Consider the following 17,999-nt stretch of genomic DNA (forward strand, 5'->3'; position numbering starts at 1 on the left):
GTGCCGCGACTACTTCTCCAATTTCGAATCCTGGCGCGGCGCAATTTCAATCGCGCTCCGCGTGTTCCAGGCGATCGGCCGTCATCTGTGCGGGCCGATAGAGCAGGGCAGAGGCGGCGAAGGCCCAGCCTGCGCCGCCCAGCCATCCCGCGATGACGTCGCTCGGCCAATGGACTCCAAGCCAGACCCGGCTCCAGGCAATCGCCATGCTGGCCAGCACGGCGCCAGCGATCACCGTCATGCGTACCGATTGCCGCGGGCTCAGCGCCGCGAAGGCAAGGGCCATGGCGATATAGACGACGGCGGAGTTGAAGCTGTGGCCGCTGGGAAAGCTCATCCCGCCGGCCTCGGTGAGATGGGGCACGATTTCCGGCCTTGGCCTGCCGACCAGGATCTTGGCCGTACTGTTCGCGATCAGGCCGCCGATTACGGTCAGGGCCAGCAAAGCGGCTTCGCGCCGCAGCTTCAGGAAGAGCAGGGCGACGACGGCGCAAAGCGTGAACAGGTTGCGCAGCAGGGTGCCACCCAGGGCAGTGACGTCGCGCACCGCTTCGAGCAGGCGCGTCGGCCCGACCGGGCGCAAGTCGCTGTCACGCCAGAACAGCAGGCCGGCCTTGTCGATCGCGGTAATGTGTCCCGTCTCGACCGCCCAGACCATCATCGCGAGGCCGAGCCAGCACAGGCCTGCGGCGATCAGTGCCTTCCGCGGATCGATCCGGTAACTGGAACTCGGAAAGCTTGCGGATTTGTCTGCGCCTACCATAGGGTCAAGGAACGTCTCTGATGCAATCGCGTTCCGGTCCCATGTCAGCCCAATCGTCAGCCAATTCTCACCCTCCTGTCATCGTCTGGTTTCGCCGTGACCTGCGGCTGTCGGACCAGGCGGCACTGGCCGCAGCCGCTGCCCTGGGCCCGGTCGTGCCGGTCTATGTCCTCGACGACGAGACGCCCAGGCACCGGGCCATGGGCGGCGCTTCGCGCTGGTGGCTGCACTACAGCCTGGAAAGCCTCGATGCTACCTTGCGGGAAAAGGGTTCGCGGCTGATCCTGCGCAAGGGCAAGTGCGAGGACGTGCTGGCGGCGCTGGCGCAGGAGACCGGCGCCAGCCAAGTCCATGCCCTGCACCATTACGAGCCGTGGTGGCGCAATGCGGAGAAAGGCGTCGGCAAGCGCCTGACCCTGCATCTGCATCACGGGAACTATCTTGCCCCGCCCGGAACGGTCACGACGGGCTCTGGGAACCCCTACAAGATCTACACCCCGTTCTGGCGGGCGCTGAGCGAGCGTATGCCGCCGCCCGAACCGCAGCGCCGGCCGCAGAAGATTGCAGCGCCCGATAGCTGGCCTGCATCCGATACGCTCGACGACTGGGGTTTGCTGCCGACCCAGCCCGACTGGGCGGGCGGCATGCGCGACATGTGGGAGCCGGGCGAGGACAGCGCGAAGAAGCGCCTGCGCGCCTTTGTCGATCAAGCCTCGCGCTACGAAGGGCAGCGGAACCTGCCGGCGGTGGAGGGCACTTCGTTCCTGTCTGGGCATCTGCACTTCGGCGAAGTTTCTCCGGCGCAGGTCTGGCATGCAACCGCGTCGGCGGGCGGGTCGGTCGCCACCTTCCTGGGCGAGATCGGCTGGCGCGACTATGCGCAGAACGTAATCCTGCAGTTTCCCGACTATGGCAGCCGTTCGGCACGGGATACCTTCGACAACTTCCCCTGGCGCTCCGGAAAGGAGGCGCAGGAGGATCTTCGCGCCTGGCAGAAGGGCAGGACCGGTTACCCCATCGTCGATGCCGGGATGCGCCAGCTCTGGCATACCGGCTGGATGCACAACCGCGTGCGGATGATCGCGGCCAGTTTCCTCATCAAGCACCTGCTGATCGACTGGCAGGAAGGGGAGCGGTGGTTCTGGGATACACTGGTCGACGCCGACTATGCCTCGAACGCGGTAAACTGGCAGTGGACGGCCGGATCGGGCGTCGATTCCAACATGTTCGTGCGGATCATGGCGCCGCTCTCCCAGTCGGAGAAATTCGACGCGGCTGCCTATATCCGCGAATGGGTGCCGGAACTTGCGGACCTGCCCGATGCCGAGGTCCACGATCCGGGGCCGATGTACCGGCCCAAGGGCTATCCGGCGCGGATTATCGAACATCGTGCTGCCCGGGAGCGGGCGCTGGCGGCCTGGGAGAAGGCAAAAGGCTGACTGCAAAGGTTGCTGATGGATTGCCCCGCCGTGAGTTTGTGTTCATATCAAACACATGAACGCGCCAGTTTCCGGGAGGGGTGAGGAACTCGTGGAAGGCGGCCGCGCCATTGGCGTGGGACCGCAATGGTTCGCCCGGCTCTGGTCGGGCGGCGTCAAACGGGTCCTCGACGAGATCGACCGCGGCCTCGACCGCGGCTCCATCTTGACCACGTTGCCCTCGGGCGAGACGCGCTTGCTGGGCGGGCGCGAGTCCGGCTTCGATGCCGTCGTGAAGATCAATTCGTGGCGCGCGATCCTACGCCTGGCGACGGCCGGTTCGGTCGGCTGGTACCAGGCGTGGGATGCGGGGGAGTGGGAAAGTCCCGATCCGGTGCCGCTGTTCGCGCTGTTCATGGACAATGCCGTATCGCTTGGCAATTCGGGCCGCGCCCATGGCCCATGGCGGTTGCTGACGCGGCTGGTCCACTGGCTGCATCGCAACACCCGCACCGGTTCGCTGCGAAACATCCATGCCCACTACGACCTTGGAAACGACTTCTACGAGGAGTGGCTGGGCGAGACGATGCTCTATTCGAGCGGCATCTTCGCGGTACCCGATGACGGGCCAAACGCGCTGAGCCAGTTCGTTACCCGGCTCGACATGGCGCAGTCGAACAAGGTTGCAGCGATCGTCGAGCGCCTCGATCTCGCGCCTGACGACAAGGTGTTGGAGATCGGTTGCGGCTGGGGCACCCTGGCGGCCTTCATGGCCGGGAACGAGGCCGTCCACGTCGATGCGATCAGCCTGTCCGACGAGCAGCTGGCCTATGCGCGCGGGCGCTGGGAGATCGAGAACGGAACCGTCGATTTCCGCAAGCAGGACTATCGCGATGTCGGCCTTGGCGACGAAGGCGGCCAGTACGACGCGGTCGTTTCGGTCGAGATGGTCGAGGCGGTGGGGCGCGAGTACTGGCCCGATTTCCTCGACTGCATTGCGCGCAATCTCAAGGCCGGGGGCAGGGCCGGGCTCCAGCTTATCTCGATGCGCGACGAGATCTTCGAAGGCTATGCGCGCAGCGCGGACTTCATCCAGACCTTCATCTTCCCCGGGGGCATGCTGATCCGGGAATCGGAATTCCACCGGCTGGCCGAGGAACGCGGGCTCTCGTGGGAGGACCGCACCAGCTTCGGTCTCGACTATGCGAAGACCTTGCGCGAATGGCGGCGCAATTTCGATGCGGCGGTCGAGGAAGGTCGGCTCCCGTCCGGCTTCGACGCGCGCTTCGTGCGGCTCTGGCGCTTCTACCTGATGTATTGCGAGGGCGGCTTTCGCGGCGGCGGGATCGACGTCGCGCAAGTCACGCTGGTCAAGCGCGGCTGAACGGGCGCGGTTTCCCGATCCGTCAGTTGCGGTAGGTCGGGTCGTCCGACCAGCGCGAGACGATATTCTCGAGAATGATCGGACTCAGCAGGTTCTCGAAGGCACAGCCGGTCAGGCCGTTGTCCCACCAGATGACTTTCGCCGAGAGCGATTCCATCCCCGGCAAGGTGATCCAGCAGCGCGTGCCGGGGTGCAGGCGGCTGACCGCCGTGGCCGAGAAGCCGGAAAGGGAGAGATCGCGCACGACGGTCTGGAAGCTGCGGCCCCCGGACGGGCGGAGCCCGGCCGGTATGGTCAGCTTCACGCGATGTGCGCTGCGGTCTTCCTGAGCGGCGAACTCGTACTTGTCCTGTTCCGTTCCTACCATGGAGATGCAATCCTGTCGTAGCCGGAAACCGGGCAAGATGCCCGGAATGACTCCGAAAGATCGCAGGCAGGGGTTAACGGGGACTTAAGCCGGCTGGTTAACGGTCTCGCGATGTCCCGTAGGGAACGGTTCACCAAGCAGCGCAACCAGACGGTCGGCCACCACTTCGGGCGCCTTGACCGAAGCGGGCGCTTCGCCGGGATAGGCGCGGGCGCGCATCGCGGTGCGGGTGGCTCCGGGATTGACGATGGCGACGCGGACCTTCGAAACCTTGGCGGTTTCCTGGCCGTAGCAGTCCAGAAGGACCTCGAAGGCGGCCTTTGACGCCCCGTAGGCGCCCCAGAACGCACGGGGCTGGCCTGCGACCGTGGTGGTCATGCCGATCACCCGGGCATCGGCGCTTTTGCGCAGAAGCGGGTCGAAATTGGCGATCAGCGCCTGGGTAGCCAGTACGTTGGTCGTCAGGGCCTTGTTGAAAGCCTTCTGGTCGATGTCCGCCACCGAAGTCAGCTCCGGCAGGATCGCGGCATTGACGACGAGAATGTCGAGCTTGCCCCAGCGCTGCGAGATTGCCGTGGCGAGGCGGGCGATGCCGTCGGGCTCCACGAGATCGACAGGAGCGATCGTGGCCGAACCGCCGGCTTCGAAGATCGCCTGCTCGACACCTTCGAGCGCCTTGGTATCACGCGCGGTCAGCACGACATGCGCCCCCGCTGCAGCCAGAGCATGCGCGGTGGCGGCGCCAATGCCGCGGCTGGCACCGGTGACGAGCGCAATCTGCCCCTCGAACGGCTTGTCGCTTCCCGTGTCGCTCATCGTGTCGGTCACGCAGCCGTAAGCTGTTGCGGACGAAGTTCGGTGAAGTCGGTCAGCTTGGTCGGATATTCACCGGAGAAGCACGCGTCGCAGAACTGCGGGCACTTCTTGTTGCGCTTCGCTTCGCCGACGGCGCGGTAGAGGCCGTCGATGGACACGAAGGCGAGGCTGTCGGCCTTGATGAATTCGGCCATGGCCTGGATGTCCATCTTCGCGGCGAGCAGCTTCGAACGTTCCGGCGTGTCAACGCCATAGAAGCACGAGTGGCTGGTCGGCGGGCTGGCGATGCGCATGTGCACTTCGGCAGCGCCGGCATCGCGCATCATTTCGACGATCTTGAGCGAGGTGGTGCCGCGCACGATCGAATCGTCGATGAGGATGATGCGCTTGCCTTCCACCAGGGCGCGGTTGGCGTTGTGCTTGCGCTTCACGTCGGCATGGCGGGCAGCGTCACCCGGCTGGATGAAGGTGCGTCCGACATAGTGCGAACGGATGATGCCCAGCTCGAAGGGAATGCCCGATTCCTGCGCATAGCCGATGGCGGCGGGGACGCCGCTGTCGGGCACCGGGATCACGATGTCGGCAGGAGCCGGCGCTTCCTTGGCCAGTTCGACGCCGATCTGTTTGCGCACGCCGTAGACCGAGCGGCCATCCATCACCGAATCGGGGCGGCTGAAATAGACGTGTTCGAAGATGCAGGGGCGCGGGGCCGGGCTGCCGAACGGACGGTGGCTGGAGATCGTGCCCTTGTGGTCGACCTGCACCAGTTCGCCCGGCTCGACCGCGCGGGTGAATTCCGCGCCGATCACGTCGAGGGCGACGGTTTCCGAAGCGAACACGGTGGCATCGCCGAGACGGCCCATGACCAGCGGGCGGATGCCCAGCGGATCGCGGCACGCAATCATGCCCTCGGAGGTCATGCAGATCAGCGAATAGGCACCCTCGACCATGCGCAGGGCATCGATGAAGCGGTCGAGCAGGGTGGGGTAACGGCTGGTCGCGACGAGGTGGATGATCACCTCGGTGTCGGAGGTCGACTGGAAGATCGACCCCTTCGACACGAGATCGCGCTTGAGCGTCATCGCATTGGAAATGTTGCCGTTATGGGCGATCGAGAAGCCGCCCGCAGCGAGATCGGCGAAGAGCGGCTGCACGTTGCGCAGGCCCGATCCACCGGTCGTCGAATAGCGCACATGGCCCGAGGCCATGGTGCCGGGCAGCGTGTCCAGTTCCCTCTGCGAGAAGACCTGGGCGACATGGCCCAGGCCGCGGTGGGAGTGGAACTCCGTCCCGCTGAAACTGGTGATGCCCACGGCCTCCTGGCCGCGGTGCTGCAGGGAATGGAGCCCGGCTGCGGCAACATTTGCCGCATCCTTGGCACCGATCACGCCGAACACGCCGCACTCTTCGCGCAGCTTGTCCCCGTCGGCGTCACGAAAGGGGTGAGTTAGGTTCATGGAGTCGTCCGGCCCGCTGGCGCGTCAATATCTGCGGCGCATTTGGCGGGGATCGCCCGCAATTGCAAGGGGGATGGAAAAGGCTTGTGCAGCTTTGCCTCCTGCGCGCGCTTCGTGACCGGGTCATGACGGCGCCACGACCCGCTCGTCGAGGGAACACATAGCGGGCTTGTCGGTTGGGCACAAACCCGGTGTCGCATCGCGTCCCCGGCCAAGTTCGCCCGCGGCTTGCAAGCCCTTGTTCATGTCCTTAATGCCAGCTGCGCATTGACCAGATCACAGACGGACCCGTCGCTTGATCCTTTCTTCCTTCGAATGGACTATCGCCAAACGTTATATGTTGCCCGGAAAGGGCGAGCGCTTCATCGCGCTCGTCGCGGGCATCAGCCTGGCTGCCGTCATGCTCGGCGTTGCGGCGCTGGTGATCGTCATGAGTGTCATGAACGGCTTTCGCGCAGAGCTGTTCGACAAGATCGTGGGCCTGAACGGTCACGCCATCATCCAGGCATACGGCGGCCGGCTGGATAATTGGCAGAGCGTGCTCGAGGACGTGCGCAAGACGCCCGGCGTCACCCGCGCCACGCCGCTGATCGAGCAGCCGCTGCTGGCCAGTTTCAACGGACGCGTCGAAGCGATCCTCGTGCGCGGCAACACCGATCAGGACATCGCCCGGCTGCGCGACAAGGTTAAGGCCGGCAGCCTCGGCCAGCTCCAGCCCGACAGCAACAACGTGGCGATCGGCTCGCAGCTTGCCCAAAACCTGGGCGCGCAGGTGGGTGACATGATCACGGTGATCAATCCGCAGGGGCGCTCGACCCCGTTCGGCACCGTGCCGCGCCAGATCGCCTACCGGGTTGCCGCGATCTTCGAGATCGGCGTCTATGACTACGACAAGGCCTTCGTGGTGATGCCGATGAAGGACGCGCAGACGCTGCTGCTGACCGGCGATTCGATCGGCATGATCGAAGTGACCACGACCGACCCCGACCGCGTCGACCAGATTCTCGCTCCGCTGGAGCGCAAGCTCGCCGGGCAGGCCATCGTTACCGACTGGAAGACGATCAACGCCTCGCTGTTCGAAGCGCTGGCGGTGGAGCGCGTGGCGATGTTCGTCGTGCTCTCGATCATCGTGCTGGTCGCGGTGTTCAACATCCTTTCCTCGCTGATCATGCTGGTGCGCGCGAAGACGCGCGACATCGCGATCCTGCGCACGATGGGGGCGACACGAAAATCGCTGCTCAAGGTCTTCGTGACGACGGGCTTCTGCATCGGCGCACTGGGCACCGGGGCAGGCGTGATCCTGGGCTTCGTTTTCCTCTATTTCCGCCAGCCGATCGTGCGCCTCGTGGAAATCGTGACCGGACAGAACCTGTGGGACCCTTCGATCCGCTTCCTGACCGAATTGCCGGCCCGTTCCGATCCGGTGGAGATAACCGTGATCTGCCTGATGGCGCTGGCCTTCAGTTTCCTCGCCACGCTCTACCCGGCCTTCAAGGCGGCGAGCACCGATCCCGTGCAGGTGCTGCGTTATGAGTGATCCGGTGAACCTCGAGGAACCGCACGTCGGCGCCGAGCGCGGCGCCCCGGTCGTGCGCATCGAGAAACTGACCCGCAGCTTCGAGCAGGGCGGCGTGACCATCGACGTGCTGCGCGGCGTCGACCTGGTGATCCGTCCCGGAGAGATCGTGGCGCTGCTGGGCCCGTCGGGCTCGGGCAAGTCGACGATGCTGCAGGCAATCGGTCTGCTCGAAGGGGGCTTTGGCGGCCACATCGAGATCGCCGGGATCAATGCTTCCAAGCTGGGCAAGGACGAACGCGCCTGGGTGCGGCGCGACCACATCGGCTTCGTCTACCAGTTTCACCACCTGCTGCCCGATTTCAACGCGATCGAGAATGTCGTGCTGCCGCAACTGATCACCGGCAAGCCGCGCGAGGAATGCGAGGAGCGCGCGCGCGAACTGCTGGGCGCACTCGGTCTTGGTCAACGCCTTGAACATCGCCCGAGCAAGCTTTCCGGCGGTGAGCAGCAGCGTGTCGCGGTGGCCCGTGCCCTGGCCAACCGGCCGCGGCTGGTGCTGGCTGACGAACCGACCGGCAACCTCGACGAGGCGACTGCGGACAAGGTTTTCGACCAGTTCCTGCGCCTTGTGCGCGGGCAGGGCAGCGCCGCTCTGGTCGCCACGCACAACGAACGGCTGGCACAGGGCATGGACCGCGTCGTGCGGCTGCATGACGGTGTGCTGCAATAGCCTTGCAACTCCGGGGCCTGCATCATTGCAGGACGCCGCAAGGATCTGCGTTGATTTCGCTGCGGCCAATGCCCAAGTTGAACGAAAACCACAGGGAAAACGAAAGGACCACGCAGATGAGCGACACTCCCTCCACGATCCAGGGTGAACCGGAGGCGCCGCGCGGTTTCGGCTGGAATGATTCGGCGGAATTGCACAAATGTGCCGATGGGGGCGGTCTGTTTCACCGGTTCAAGACGATCCGTCGCGGCACCGTGGCCCAGCTGATCGATTTCGTGATGGATCTGCCTGCGGAAAAGCAGAATGAATACGCCATCCAGAAGGAAGGCGATCACCGCCTGTCGATCGGCGAAATCCGTGCGCTTTTCCGCCGCGCCGATTTCCCGAAAAGCCCCGACTGATCTGCTGTTACGGCTTGAGGCCGGCTGACTGCCGGCCTCGCCTTGCTGTGGAATGGGCGTCCGCAAAGCACTTCCTTGAAACTGATCAGCGATGAAGAGGCCGGTACCGTGAAGACTATCGCAGATTTCAATGCGACACTTCCCAACGGCGAAAAGATCAGCCTTGCCGACAAGGCGGGCAAGGTCCTGCTGGTGGTCAACACGGCGAGCAAGTGTGGCTTCACCCCGCAGTACAGGGGGCTCGAAGCGCTCTGGCGCAAGTACGGCGACCGCGGCTTCGAAGTGATCGCCTTTCCCTGCAACCAGTTCGGTGGGCAGGAGCCGGGCTCTGCCGACGAAATCGCCGAATTCTGCGAAGTGAATTTCGGCCTTTCGTTCCCGCTCATGGGCAAGATCGAGGTCAACGGCCCGGGAGCGGACCCGTTGTTCGACTGGCTCAAGGCAGGAGCACCCGGTGTGCTGGGCACGAAGAAGATCAAATGGAACTTCACCAAGTTCCTGATCGACCGGGATGGCAAGGTCGTGCGACGGTTCAGTCCGACCGACAAGCCGGAAAGCCTCGAAAAGGACATCGAGGCGCTGCTCTGATCCGGCAGGCGCGTTCCGCGATTGCGCGGAGGCCGGGCAAGCGTTCGCAATTCCCGCTCTGGCAAATTCCCGTTTCGGCAATGCGCGCTATCCCCCGCTTTGTCCCCAGCGCGGCCTTGATCGCGCGGGCGCGCGATGCCTAAATTCCCATTATGTCGTTCTCGCCTTTCGTCCCGCTTCGCATCTTCTCAAGCTTCACGATGCTGGACGGCTCGATCGACCCCAAGGCGATCGCCAAGCTGGCCAAGGAACGCAAGTTTCCCGCCATCGCCATCTGCGACCGCAATGGCCTTTACGGTGCGCCGACTTTCGCCGGTGCCTGCATGGACGCAGGCGTGCAGCCCGTTGTCGGCACGTTCCTTGCCGTCGCCCGACCCGGTGCGGTTGCGCAGGGGCAGGACCTCCCGATCGACTGGCTGGCCCTGTTCGCCCAGAACGACGACGGCTGGCTCAACCTGTGCCGCCTCGTCAGCCGTGCCCACCTCGACCGCCCGCTCGAACTCGATCCCCATGTCGAGCTGGAATCGCTGCGCGGCCATACCGATGGCCTGATCTGCCTGACCGGCGGCAATGAGGGCGCGCTGGCGCGGCTCTATGCCGACGACCGACCCGAGCAGGCGGAGCGCTATTGCGATACCCTGCAGGGCCTGTTCGGCGACCGTCTCTACATCGAGATCACGCGTACCGGTGAACCCGAGGAGGACGCCTCCGAAGAAGACCTGATCGCGCTTGCCTATGAGCGTGACATCCCGCTGGTCGGATCGAACCCGGCGCAATATTCCGAGGCAAGCTTCCACTCCGCGCACGATGGCATGTTGTGCATCGCCAACTCCACGCAGGTCGATGCGCCGGACCGGCCGCGCTCTTCGTCCGAACGCTGGGTCAAGCCGGTCGAGGTCATGCAGGAGCTTTTCGCGGACCTGCCCGAGGCCATCGCCAACACGCTCGTCGTTGCCCAGCGTTGTGCCTTCGCGCCGCCGCGCCGCAAGCCGCTGCTGCCCAGCCTTGCCGGCGATCGTGAGGGCGAGGCGCGGATGCTGGTGGACGATGCCCGGCGCGGCCTTGCCCGGCGCCTGCTGCCCTACTGGCCCGACGTTACCGAGGGTGAACTGGACGAGGCGCTGGCCTACAAGGGCGATGAGCGCAAGGCGGCTTACGAAGCCTTGCGCGAAAAGGGCGTGACCGAGGATTTCCTCGACTATGCCGACCGTCTCGATTTCGAGACGCAGATCATCATCGGCATGGGCTTTCCCGGCTACTTCCTGATCGTTGCCGACTTCATCAAGTGGGCCAAGGACAATGGCATTCCGGTTGGCCCGGGCCGTGGTTCGGGTGCCGGCTCGCTGGTCGCCTGGGCGCTGACCATCACCGACCTCGACCCGCTCAGGCTGGGCCTGCTGTTCGAACGCTTCCTCAACCCGGAACGCGTCTCGATGCCTGACTTCGACATCGACTTCTGCGAAACCCGGCGCGGCGAAGTGATCCGCTACGTCCAGCGCAAGTACGGCCATGACCACGTCGCGCAGATCATCACTTTCGGCAAGATGAAGGCCCGCGCCGTGCTGCGCGACTGCGGGCGCATCCTGCAGATGGGCTATGGCCGCGTCGATTCGCTTTGCAAGATGGTCCCCAACCATCCCACCGATCCGTGGAACCTCACCGAAGCGCTCAACGGTCGCAAGGAACACGGCGTTACCAAGGATCCGCCGGTCGCCGAATTCCGCCGTGAATACGACACCGATTCCGAAGTGCGCCGCATGGTCGACCTGGCCGTCCAGCTCGAGGGCCTGCCGCGCAACTCCTCGACCCACGCGGCGGGCGTCGTCATCGGCGACCGTCCGCTGGAAAAGCTGGTCCCGCTTTACCGCGATCCGCGTTCGGACATGCCGGTCACCCAGTTCGACATGAAGTCCGTCGAGGATACCGGGCTGGTCAAGTTCGACTTCCTCGGCCTCAAGACGCTGTCGGTGCTGCGCAAGGCCTGCGACCTGCTGGAACGGCGCGGAATCAAAATCGATCTGTCGACGCTCGGCTGGGATGATCCGGCCGTCTACGAATTGCTCAAACGCGGCGATACGGTCGGCGTTTTCCAGCTGGAATCGGAAGGCATGCGCCGTACCCTGGCGGCAGTGAAGCCGACGAACTTCGGCGACATCATCGCGCTCGTCTCGCTGTATCGCCCGGGCCCGATGGACAACATCCCGCTCTTCGGCCGGCGCAAGAACGGGCTGGAGCAGATCGAGTTTCCGCACGAGAAGCTCGAGGGTATCCTTGCCGAGACTTACGGCATCTTCGTCTACCAGGAACAGGTCATGCAGGCCGCGCAGATCCTGGCCGGCTACTCGCTCGGCGACGCAGACTTGCTTCGCCGTGCGATGGGCAAGAAGAAGAAGGAGGAGATGGACAAGCAGCGTGCGCGTTTCGTGGCCGGCTGCAAGGAGCTCTCCGACATCGACGAGCCCAAGGCCAACGAACTGTTCGACTTGATCGACAAGTTCGCAGGCTACGGCTTCAACAAGTCGCACGCCGCCGCCTACGCGCTGCTTGCCTATCACACGGCTTGGCTGAAGGCGCATTACCCGCACGAATTCTATGCGGCGGCGATGTGTTTCGACATGCACCAGTCCGAAAAGCTGGCGATCTTCGTCGACGACGCGCGGCGCAACGGCATCGAACTGGCCGCACCCGACATCAACATGTCGGAAGCGGAATTCATCGTCGAAGAAACCCACGACAGCCACGCGGTACGCTATGCGCTCGCGGGCATCCGCAATGTCGGCGAAAAGGCGATGGACGCGATCGTCGCCGAACGTGAGGCCAACGGCAAGTTCACCAGTCTGCACGACCTGTTCAAGCGCGCTCCGGCCGGATCGATGAACCGGCGCCAGCTTGAAAGCCTGGGCGCGGCCGGTGCGCTCGACAGTCTCGAGCCGAACCGCGCCAAGGTGCTGGCCAATGCCGACTTGCTGCTGGCTGTTGCCGATGAAGCCTCGCGCAGCCGTTCGAGCGGGCAGGCCGGGTTGTTCGGCGGCGACGATCATGCCGAGCCGGGACTGCGCCTTGTCGATGCCGAGCCCTGGAGCCGGTTGGACCAGATGGCCAAGGAGCGCGAGAACTTCGGCTTCTACTTCGCGGCGCACCCGGTCGAGCAGTTCCGCGCCGTGGCTTCGGCCAATGGTGCGCGCACCCACGCCAGCCTGACCGCGGGCGGATCTGGTGGCGGTGGGCGTTCCGGGGCGGTCATGGCCGCCCTCGTGGAGAACGTGCAGAAGCGCAAGACCCGCAAGGGCAAGGACTTCGTCATGGCCGATTTCTCGGACCAGTCGGGCAACTTTTCCGCCTCCTGTTTCGAGGAAAGCCTCGTCGAGAACTTCGTGAAGTGGGCCAAGGAAGGCACCTGCGTCCTGCTCAACGTCGAACTCGACAGCCCGAGCCCGGACGAGCCGCCCCGCGTGACCGTGCGCGGGGCGCGACCGTTGGCCGAGGTAAAGGCCGATGCGCGCATGCTGCTCAGGCTCGATATCGACCGGGTGGAAGCGGTGCAGGAACTGGCGCTGCTGATGCGTCCGGGAACGCCGGGAGGGGGCGAGGTCATCGCCAACCTCAAGCTCGGCAACGGGCGTGAGCAGAAGGTCCGGCTGGGCCGCGACTTCGCGCTCGACGGCGAATTTGCCGAGCAACTCGCGACGATCGAGGGTCTTTCCAACATTTCACTCACCGCTCGCCGCGGCCCGGAAGGGTTGCGCCGCGCGGCCTGATCGCAAGTATCGGTTTCCTATGGCCTAGTGTCGCGCCGACGATTACCCTCCTGTCTCAAGGCATAAGTGCGCAAATGCACAGCCGGAGAGAGGAGAGCCGATGCTGGGTGCGATGCAGGATTGGGAACTGCGGGTCACGGGTCTGATCGACCATGCCGCGCGGGAGCATGGCGACCGCGAGATCGTAACGCACTGGGCCGATGGAACGCAGTCCCGCACCAACTGGCGGGAAGTTCGGCGCGATGCGCTGAAGATGGTGCAGGCCCTGCGGCGCCTCGGCTTGCAGCCGCAGGACCGTGTTGCGACGCTGGCGATGAACCATTCGCGCCATCTTGTGACCTGGTACGGCGCGCCCGGGGCCGGTTGCGTGCTGCACACGATCAATCCGCGCCTTTTCGACGACCAGCTCGGTTTCATCATAAACCATGCCGAAGACCGGGTGCTCATCTATGATGCGGCATTCCAGCCCATAGTCGATCGCCTGCGCCCGCTGTGTCCGGGAATCGAGCACTACATCTGCTTCGATTCGCTCGAGCATGCACCGGCCTTCGACAACTGGATCGGCGCCGAAGACGGCGAGGCCCAGTGGACGAGCGGGGATGAGCGCGACCCGTGCATGCTGTGCTACACCAGCGGCACGACCGGGCACCCGAAGGGCGTGCTCTACTCGCACCGTTCGAACATGCTGCATACGCTGGCGATGATCGGGACGTCATGCCTGGCGCTGGAGCCGCGATCCTGTGTGCTGCCGATCGTGCCGATGTTCCATGCCAACAACTGGGGCATGCCGTGGGGCTGTGCGGCGACGGGAGCGAAGCTGGTCTACAGCCAGGTCAACGATCCTTCGGCCCTTTGCGCGTTGATCGAGAAGGAACAGGTCTCGCATGTCGCGGGCGTGCCGACGGTCTGGTTCGCCTTTCTTCAGCACCTCGACGAGACGGGCAAGGACATGCCCCCGATCGCATATGCCATTTCAGGCGGCGCGGCGTTTCCGCGCAGCGTGGTGGAACGGCTGATGCGCAGCGGCGTGCGGGTGGGCCATGCCTGGGGCATGACCGAGACTTCGCCGATCGCAACGGTCTCCTACGAAGGGGCCGATTGGGACGCGCTGTCGTTCGACGAGCAGGTCGATCGCAAATGCCTGCAGGGCAGGGTCGTCTACGGCAGCGAGGTTCGCATCGTTTCGCTGGACGACCACGAAACGCTGCTTCCGCACGATGGCACGACCTCCGGCGCGCTGCAGGTGCGCGGGCACTGGACGATCAGGCGCTACTTCAAGACGGAGGAAGATGCCTCGGATGAACAGGGCTGGTTCGATACCGGGGACGTGGCGACGATCCTGCCGGACGGCTCGGTCAGGCTGACCGACCGTACCAAGGATGTCATCAAGTCGGGCGGGGAATGGATCAGCTCGGTCGAGCTGGAAAATGCAGCAGTGGGGCACCCGGATGTCGTTGAAGCGGCGGCCATCGGAGTTGCCCATCCCAAGTGGGACGAACGGCCCATCCTGATTGTCGTGCCGCGTGGCGGCAGCAATGTGTGCGGTGAAGATGTGCGCGAATTCCTGCGCGACAAGGTGGCCAGCTGGTGGCTGCCCGATGCGGTGGAACTGGTGAGCTCCCTTCCGCATACCGGCACCGGGAAGATCAGCAAGAAGGACCTTCGCGTCCAGTTCAAGGACTACACGCTACCGCGATGACGAAGGCGGCGACCGTCCGGGCAGCCGCCTTCGCTCGGATTACCGATTGGCGACGTTACCGGCAGCGTTTTCGGCGGCATCGCCGACCTGCTCGGCCGCATTGCCCACGCTGTTCGCTGCATTGGCAATGGCATTGTCCTTCGCCGCTTCGCTGGTCGAGGTCTGGCTGAACAGGTAAATGCCGCCAATAACTGCAACAAGAACAATGACCGCCATGATGATTCCGGTCCCGCTCGAAGAACTCTTTTCGTGAATTACGGTGGTGTGCGGGGCCTGCGTCGATTCACGGGTGGTTTCGGTGGTGGTGTATTCTTCGGCCATAAAGACCTCCTTTTGAATTCCCTATCTGCACCGAAGAACCCGCCACCCCTCGAGTTGTTTCAAAAGTGTCATTGCCTTCGCTGAGGTGAGTATTTTCAGAGACGAGCCGTGTTTACAGGAATGACAACTGCCCGCTTGCATGGGGCGCCTTGAAGTCCGAGCAGTCCAGATGCACGTCGGGTGGGCCGAAGCCGTGGCGTCTGGCCGCAAGCCGGAAGCGATTGCGGAACAGGTCCGCCCAAACGCCGCTGGGGCGCATGCGCTGGAAGAAGCGCGGGTCGTTGTCCTTGCCGCCGCGCATGTCGCGAATCGTTGCCATTACCTTGGCGGCCCGGTCGGGGAAGTGGGCGTCCAGCCATTCGCGAAACAGCGGCGCGACCTCGTGCGGCAGGCGGACCATGATCCACATGGCACCGCGCACGCCTTGCCCGGCTGCGGCTTCAAGGATCGCCTCAAGGTACTGGTCGGTGATCGCCGGAATGACCGGTGCGATCGAGACATGGGCGGGAATGCCGGCCTCGACAAGCTTTCCCAGTGCTGCGATTCGTCTGGCCGGGGTCGCCGCCCTCGGTTCGAGCAGGCGGGAGAGTTGGGCATCGAGGCTGGTCACGGAAATGCCCACGCCGACCAGATTGAATCGTGCCATCGCGCGCAGGATGTCGAGATCGCGCAGGACCCGGTCGGACTTCGTGGTGATCGTCACCGGGTGGCGCGTCTCGAGGCAGACCTCCAGGATCTCACGCGTGATCCGGTACTGCGCTTCGATCGGCTGGTAGGGATCGGTGTTGGTACCCATCGCGATCGGTGCCGGCCGATAGCCGGGCTTGGCCAGCGTGGCGCGCAGCAGCCTTGCCGCATCGGGCTTGGCGAAGAGCTTGGTTTCGAAATCGAGACCGGGCGAAAGGTCGTGAAAGGCGTGGCTGGGCCGTGCGAAGCAGTAGATGCAACCGTGCTCGCAGCCACGATAGGCATTGATCGAGCGATCGAAGGGAATGTCCGGCGACTTGTTGAACGACACGATCGTGCGGGGATGCTCCTCGGTCACGGTCGTGATCGGGTTGCGGGGAGGGCCATCGATGTCGGCGACGCTGTCCAGCCAGTCCCCGTCGGCTTCCCGTCCGGGCAAGTTGAAGCGAGAGCTCGGGGCCCTGCTGGCTGCGCCTCTTCCCTTCGGAGGTTGCATGGCACGATGTGAACATAACAGGAACAAAAGTCAATGCTGCACCATGCACCGGGTGTCGGCAGGGCAAAGAAAAAGCCCTCCCCGCGAGGGGGAGGGCTCATCCTGTCGCGCCAGCCGGAACCGGGCGAATTTCAGGACCGTGAAGGTCAGGCCCAGGCGGCCATTTCCTTCTCGAGGTTCTCGACGATGGCTTCGAAGAACTGCTCGGTGGTCATCCAGCTCTGGTCCGGGCCGATCAGCAGCGCGAGGTCCTTGGTCATCGCGCCGCTTTCGACGGTCTCGATGCAGACGCGCTCGAGGGTCTGGGCGAACTTCACGACTTCCGGCGTGTTGTCGAACTTGCCGCGGTACATGAGACCACGCGTCCAGGCGAAGATCGAGGCGATCGGGTTGGTCGAGGTCGACTTGCCCTGCTGGTGCTGGCGGTAGTGACGGGTAACGGTGCCGTGGGCGGCTTCCGCTTCGACGGTCTTGCCGTCGGGTGCCATCAGAACCGAGGTCATCAGGCCGAGCGAGCCGAAGCCCTGTGCAACGGTGTCCGACTGCACGTCGCCGTCGTAGTTCTTGCAGGCCCAGACGAACTTGCCCGACCACTTGAGCGCCGAGGCGACCATGTCGTCGATCAGGCGGTGCTCATAGGTGATGCCGGCTTCCTTGAACTTCTCGGCGAAGCCCTCGGTGTCGAACACTTCCTGGAACAGATCCTTGAAGCGGCCGTCGTAGGCCTTCATGATCGTGTTCTTGGTCGACAGGTAGACCGGCCACTTCAGGCCGAGGCCGTAGTTGAACGAAGCGCGGGCGAAGTCGCGGATCGATTCGTCGAGGTTGTACATCGCCATGGCGACGCCCGGAGCCGGGAAGTCGAACACGTCGAGGTCGATCTTGTCGCCGTTCTCACCGTCCCAGACGAGGCGCAGCTTGCCGGGGCCCGGGATCAGGGTGTCGGTGGCGCGGTACTGGTCGCCGAAAGCGTGACGGCCGACGACGATGGGATCGGTCCAGCCGGGAACCAGGCGGGGAACGTTCGAGATCACGATGGGCTCGCGGAAGACAACGCCGCCAAGGATGTTGCGGATCGTGCCGTTGGGCGACTTCCACATCTTCTTGAGGCTGAATTCCTCGACGCGGGCTTCGTCGGGGGTGATCGTCGCGCACTTCACGGCAACGCCATATTGCTTGGTGGCATTGGCGGCGTCGACGGTGATCTGGTCGTCGGTCTCGTCGCGCTTGGTGACCGAGAGGTCGTAGTACTTGAGGTCGATGTCGAGGTAGGGGAGAATCAGACGTTCACGGATCCATTCCCAGATGATCCGGGTCATTTCATCGCCGTCCATCTCTACGATGGGATTTGCTACCTTGATTTTTGCCATGCTTGAAAGCTCCCCTAGGGATGGAATTTGGGCGTCTCTTAAGGAGAGGGTGAACGCTTAGCAAGGCAAGGAACGGCATTTTGGCGCCAGTTTGCCTGCGCAAAGGCGATGATCGGATCGTCAGGAGACTTGTCGATGCGCCGGGCAGTGCGCTCCGGCAAATTCCGGCCAGTCATGAAGCCGGTTCCCCAAAGCAGAAAACCCCCCCCCCCCCCCCCCCGCGTG

15 protein-coding genes are annotated in these 17,999 nt (G+C 64.2%); 8 read left to right on the forward strand and 7 right to left on the reverse strand.

Annotated elements, in window-relative coordinates; translation table 11 throughout:
* Positions 1–46 precede the first annotated feature (46 nt).
* Positions 47–763, reverse strand: coding sequence for a phosphatase PAP2 family protein (locus tag SPHV1_RS16925; RefSeq protein ID WP_054947208.1), 717 nt, complete (start codon positions 761–763; stop codon positions 47–49).
* Between the two features lie 20 nt (positions 764–783).
* Between SPHV1_RS16925 and SPHV1_RS16930 the strand changes: the two genes are divergently transcribed.
* Together SPHV1_RS16930 and SPHV1_RS16935 are read left to right on the forward strand one after the other, a co-directional pair.
* Positions 784–2,202 (forward strand): deoxyribodipyrimidine photo-lyase, encoded by a 1,419-nt coding sequence (locus SPHV1_RS16930; protein WP_231634717.1) that lies wholly within the window; start codon positions 784–786, stop codon positions 2,200–2,202.
* A gap of 55 nt (positions 2,203–2,257) precedes the next feature.
* A complete protein-coding gene (locus SPHV1_RS16935; RefSeq protein ID WP_054947210.1) occupies positions 2,258–3,565 on the forward strand; it encodes a cyclopropane-fatty-acyl-phospholipid synthase family protein in 1,308 nt (435 codons plus the stop codon).
* A gap of 22 nt (positions 3,566–3,587) precedes the next feature.
* On the opposite strand, the gene SPHV1_RS16940 is transcribed toward SPHV1_RS16935, so the two are convergent.
* From SPHV1_RS16940 to purF, 3 genes are all read right to left on the reverse strand, one after another.
* Complete coding sequence (locus SPHV1_RS16940) at positions 3,588–3,932, reverse strand: PilZ domain-containing protein (RefSeq protein ID WP_054947211.1); 345 nt, start codon at positions 3,930–3,932, stop codon at positions 3,588–3,590.
* Positions 3,933–4,016: 84 nt separating this feature from the next.
* The gene (locus SPHV1_RS16945; protein WP_054947223.1) at positions 4,017–4,748 is read right to left on the reverse strand and encodes an SDR family NAD(P)-dependent oxidoreductase; all 732 of its coding nucleotides are present in this window, start codon (positions 4,746–4,748) and stop codon (positions 4,017–4,019) included.
* An 8-nt stretch (positions 4,749–4,756) separates the two neighbouring features.
* Positions 4,757–6,205 carry an amidophosphoribosyltransferase gene (gene purF / locus SPHV1_RS16950; protein ID WP_054947212.1) on the reverse strand — a complete coding sequence of 483 codons (1,449 nt, stop codon included), beginning with the start codon at positions 6,203–6,205 and terminating at the stop codon, positions 4,757–4,759.
* 295 nt (positions 6,206–6,500) lie between these two features.
* Here purF and SPHV1_RS16955 point away from each other — a divergent pair, with 295 nt between their 5' ends.
* The 6 genes from SPHV1_RS16955 to SPHV1_RS16980 all read left to right on the forward strand — a co-directional run bounded on the left by SPHV1_RS16955 (position 6,501) and on the right by SPHV1_RS16980 (position 14,900).
* On the forward strand, positions 6,501–7,742 hold the full coding sequence (locus tag SPHV1_RS16955) for a lipoprotein-releasing ABC transporter permease subunit (protein WP_054947213.1): 1,242 nt from the start codon (positions 6,501–6,503) through the stop codon (positions 7,740–7,742).
* The gene (locus tag SPHV1_RS16960; protein WP_054947214.1) at positions 7,735–8,454 is read left to right on the forward strand and encodes an ABC transporter ATP-binding protein; all 720 of its coding nucleotides are present in this window, start codon (positions 7,735–7,737) and stop codon (positions 8,452–8,454) included. The genes SPHV1_RS16955 and SPHV1_RS16960 overlap by 8 nt, the downstream gene beginning before the upstream one ends.
* 116 nt (positions 8,455–8,570) lie before the next feature.
* The gene (locus tag SPHV1_RS16965; protein WP_054947224.1) at positions 8,571–8,855 is read left to right on the forward strand and encodes a hypothetical protein; all 285 of its coding nucleotides are present in this window, start codon (positions 8,571–8,573) and stop codon (positions 8,853–8,855) included.
* 75 nt (positions 8,856–8,930) lie between these two features.
* Entirely contained in the window at positions 8,931–9,443 is a 513-nt protein-coding gene (locus SPHV1_RS16970; protein ID WP_369817935.1) for a glutathione peroxidase, read from the forward strand.
* A gap of 152 nt (positions 9,444–9,595) precedes the next feature.
* Positions 9,596–13,201: a DNA polymerase III subunit alpha gene (gene dnaE, locus SPHV1_RS16975; protein WP_054947215.1), complete on the forward strand. Its 3,606-nt coding sequence runs from the start codon at positions 9,596–9,598 to the stop codon at positions 13,199–13,201.
* Between the two features lie 100 nt (positions 13,202–13,301).
* Positions 13,302–14,900: a long-chain fatty acid--CoA ligase gene (locus SPHV1_RS16980; RefSeq protein WP_054947216.1), complete on the forward strand. Its 1,599-nt coding sequence runs from the start codon at positions 13,302–13,304 to the stop codon at positions 14,898–14,900.
* Between the two features lie 39 nt (positions 14,901–14,939).
* On the opposite strand, the gene SPHV1_RS16985 is transcribed toward SPHV1_RS16980, so the two are convergent.
* From SPHV1_RS16985 to SPHV1_RS16995, 3 genes are all read right to left on the reverse strand, one after another.
* Positions 14,940–15,221, reverse strand: coding sequence for a hypothetical protein (locus tag SPHV1_RS16985; protein WP_054947217.1), 282 nt, complete (start codon positions 15,219–15,221; stop codon positions 14,940–14,942).
* Positions 15,222–15,333: 112 nt separating this feature from the next.
* Positions 15,334–16,404 carry a PA0069 family radical SAM protein gene (locus tag SPHV1_RS16990; protein WP_054947218.1) on the reverse strand — a complete coding sequence of 357 codons (1,071 nt, stop codon included), beginning with the start codon at positions 16,402–16,404 and terminating at the stop codon, positions 15,334–15,336.
* A 146-nt stretch (positions 16,405–16,550) separates the two neighbouring features.
* On the reverse strand, positions 16,551–17,774 hold the full coding sequence (locus SPHV1_RS16995; protein ID WP_054947219.1) for an NADP-dependent isocitrate dehydrogenase: 1,224 nt from the start codon (positions 17,772–17,774) through the stop codon (positions 16,551–16,553).
* Between the last annotated feature and the right edge of the window lie 225 nt (positions 17,775–17,999).

This window comes from Novosphingobium sp. KN65.2 (assembly GCF_001368935.1).
Lineage (GTDB): Bacteria > Pseudomonadota > Alphaproteobacteria > Sphingomonadales > Sphingomonadaceae > Novosphingobium > Novosphingobium mathurense.

Excerpts from the sequence above, each read along its gene's own strand:
- SPHV1_RS16965 (WP_054947224.1), top strand. The coding sequence starts at position 8,571 with ATGAGCGACACTCCCTCCACGATCCAGGGTGAACCGGAGGCGCCGCGC.
- SPHV1_RS16930 (WP_231634717.1), top strand. The coding sequence starts at position 784 with ATGCAATCGCGTTCCGGTCCCATGTCAGCCCAATCGTCAGCCAATTCT.
- dnaE (WP_054947215.1), top strand. The coding sequence starts at position 9,596 with ATGTCGTTCTCGCCTTTCGTCCCGCTTCGCATCTTCTCAAGCTTCACG.
- SPHV1_RS16990 (WP_054947218.1), bottom strand. The coding sequence starts at position 16,404 with ATGCAACCTCCGAAGGGAAGAGGCGCAGCCAGCAGGGCCCCGAGCTCT.
- SPHV1_RS16980 (WP_054947216.1), top strand. The coding sequence starts at position 13,302 with ATGCTGGGTGCGATGCAGGATTGGGAACTGCGGGTCACGGGTCTGATC.
- SPHV1_RS16995 (WP_054947219.1), bottom strand. The coding sequence starts at position 17,774 with ATGGCAAAAATCAAGGTAGCAAATCCCATCGTAGAGATGGACGGCGAT.
- SPHV1_RS16985 (WP_054947217.1), bottom strand. The coding sequence starts at position 15,221 with ATGGCCGAAGAATACACCACCACCGAAACCACCCGTGAATCGACGCAG.
- SPHV1_RS16935 (WP_054947210.1), top strand. The coding sequence starts at position 2,258 with ATGAACGCGCCAGTTTCCGGGAGGGGTGAGGAACTCGTGGAAGGCGGC.
- SPHV1_RS16945 (WP_054947223.1), bottom strand. The coding sequence starts at position 4,748 with ATGAGCGACACGGGAAGCGACAAGCCGTTCGAGGGGCAGATTGCGCTC.
- SPHV1_RS16960 (WP_054947214.1), top strand. The coding sequence starts at position 7,735 with ATGAGTGATCCGGTGAACCTCGAGGAACCGCACGTCGGCGCCGAGCGC.
- SPHV1_RS16925 (WP_054947208.1), bottom strand. The coding sequence starts at position 763 with ATGGTAGGCGCAGACAAATCCGCAAGCTTTCCGAGTTCCAGTTACCGG.
- SPHV1_RS16940 (WP_054947211.1), bottom strand. The coding sequence starts at position 3,932 with ATGGTAGGAACGGAACAGGACAAGTACGAGTTCGCCGCTCAGGAAGAC.
- purF (WP_054947212.1), bottom strand. The coding sequence starts at position 6,205 with ATGAACCTAACTCACCCCTTTCGTGACGCCGACGGGGACAAGCTGCGC.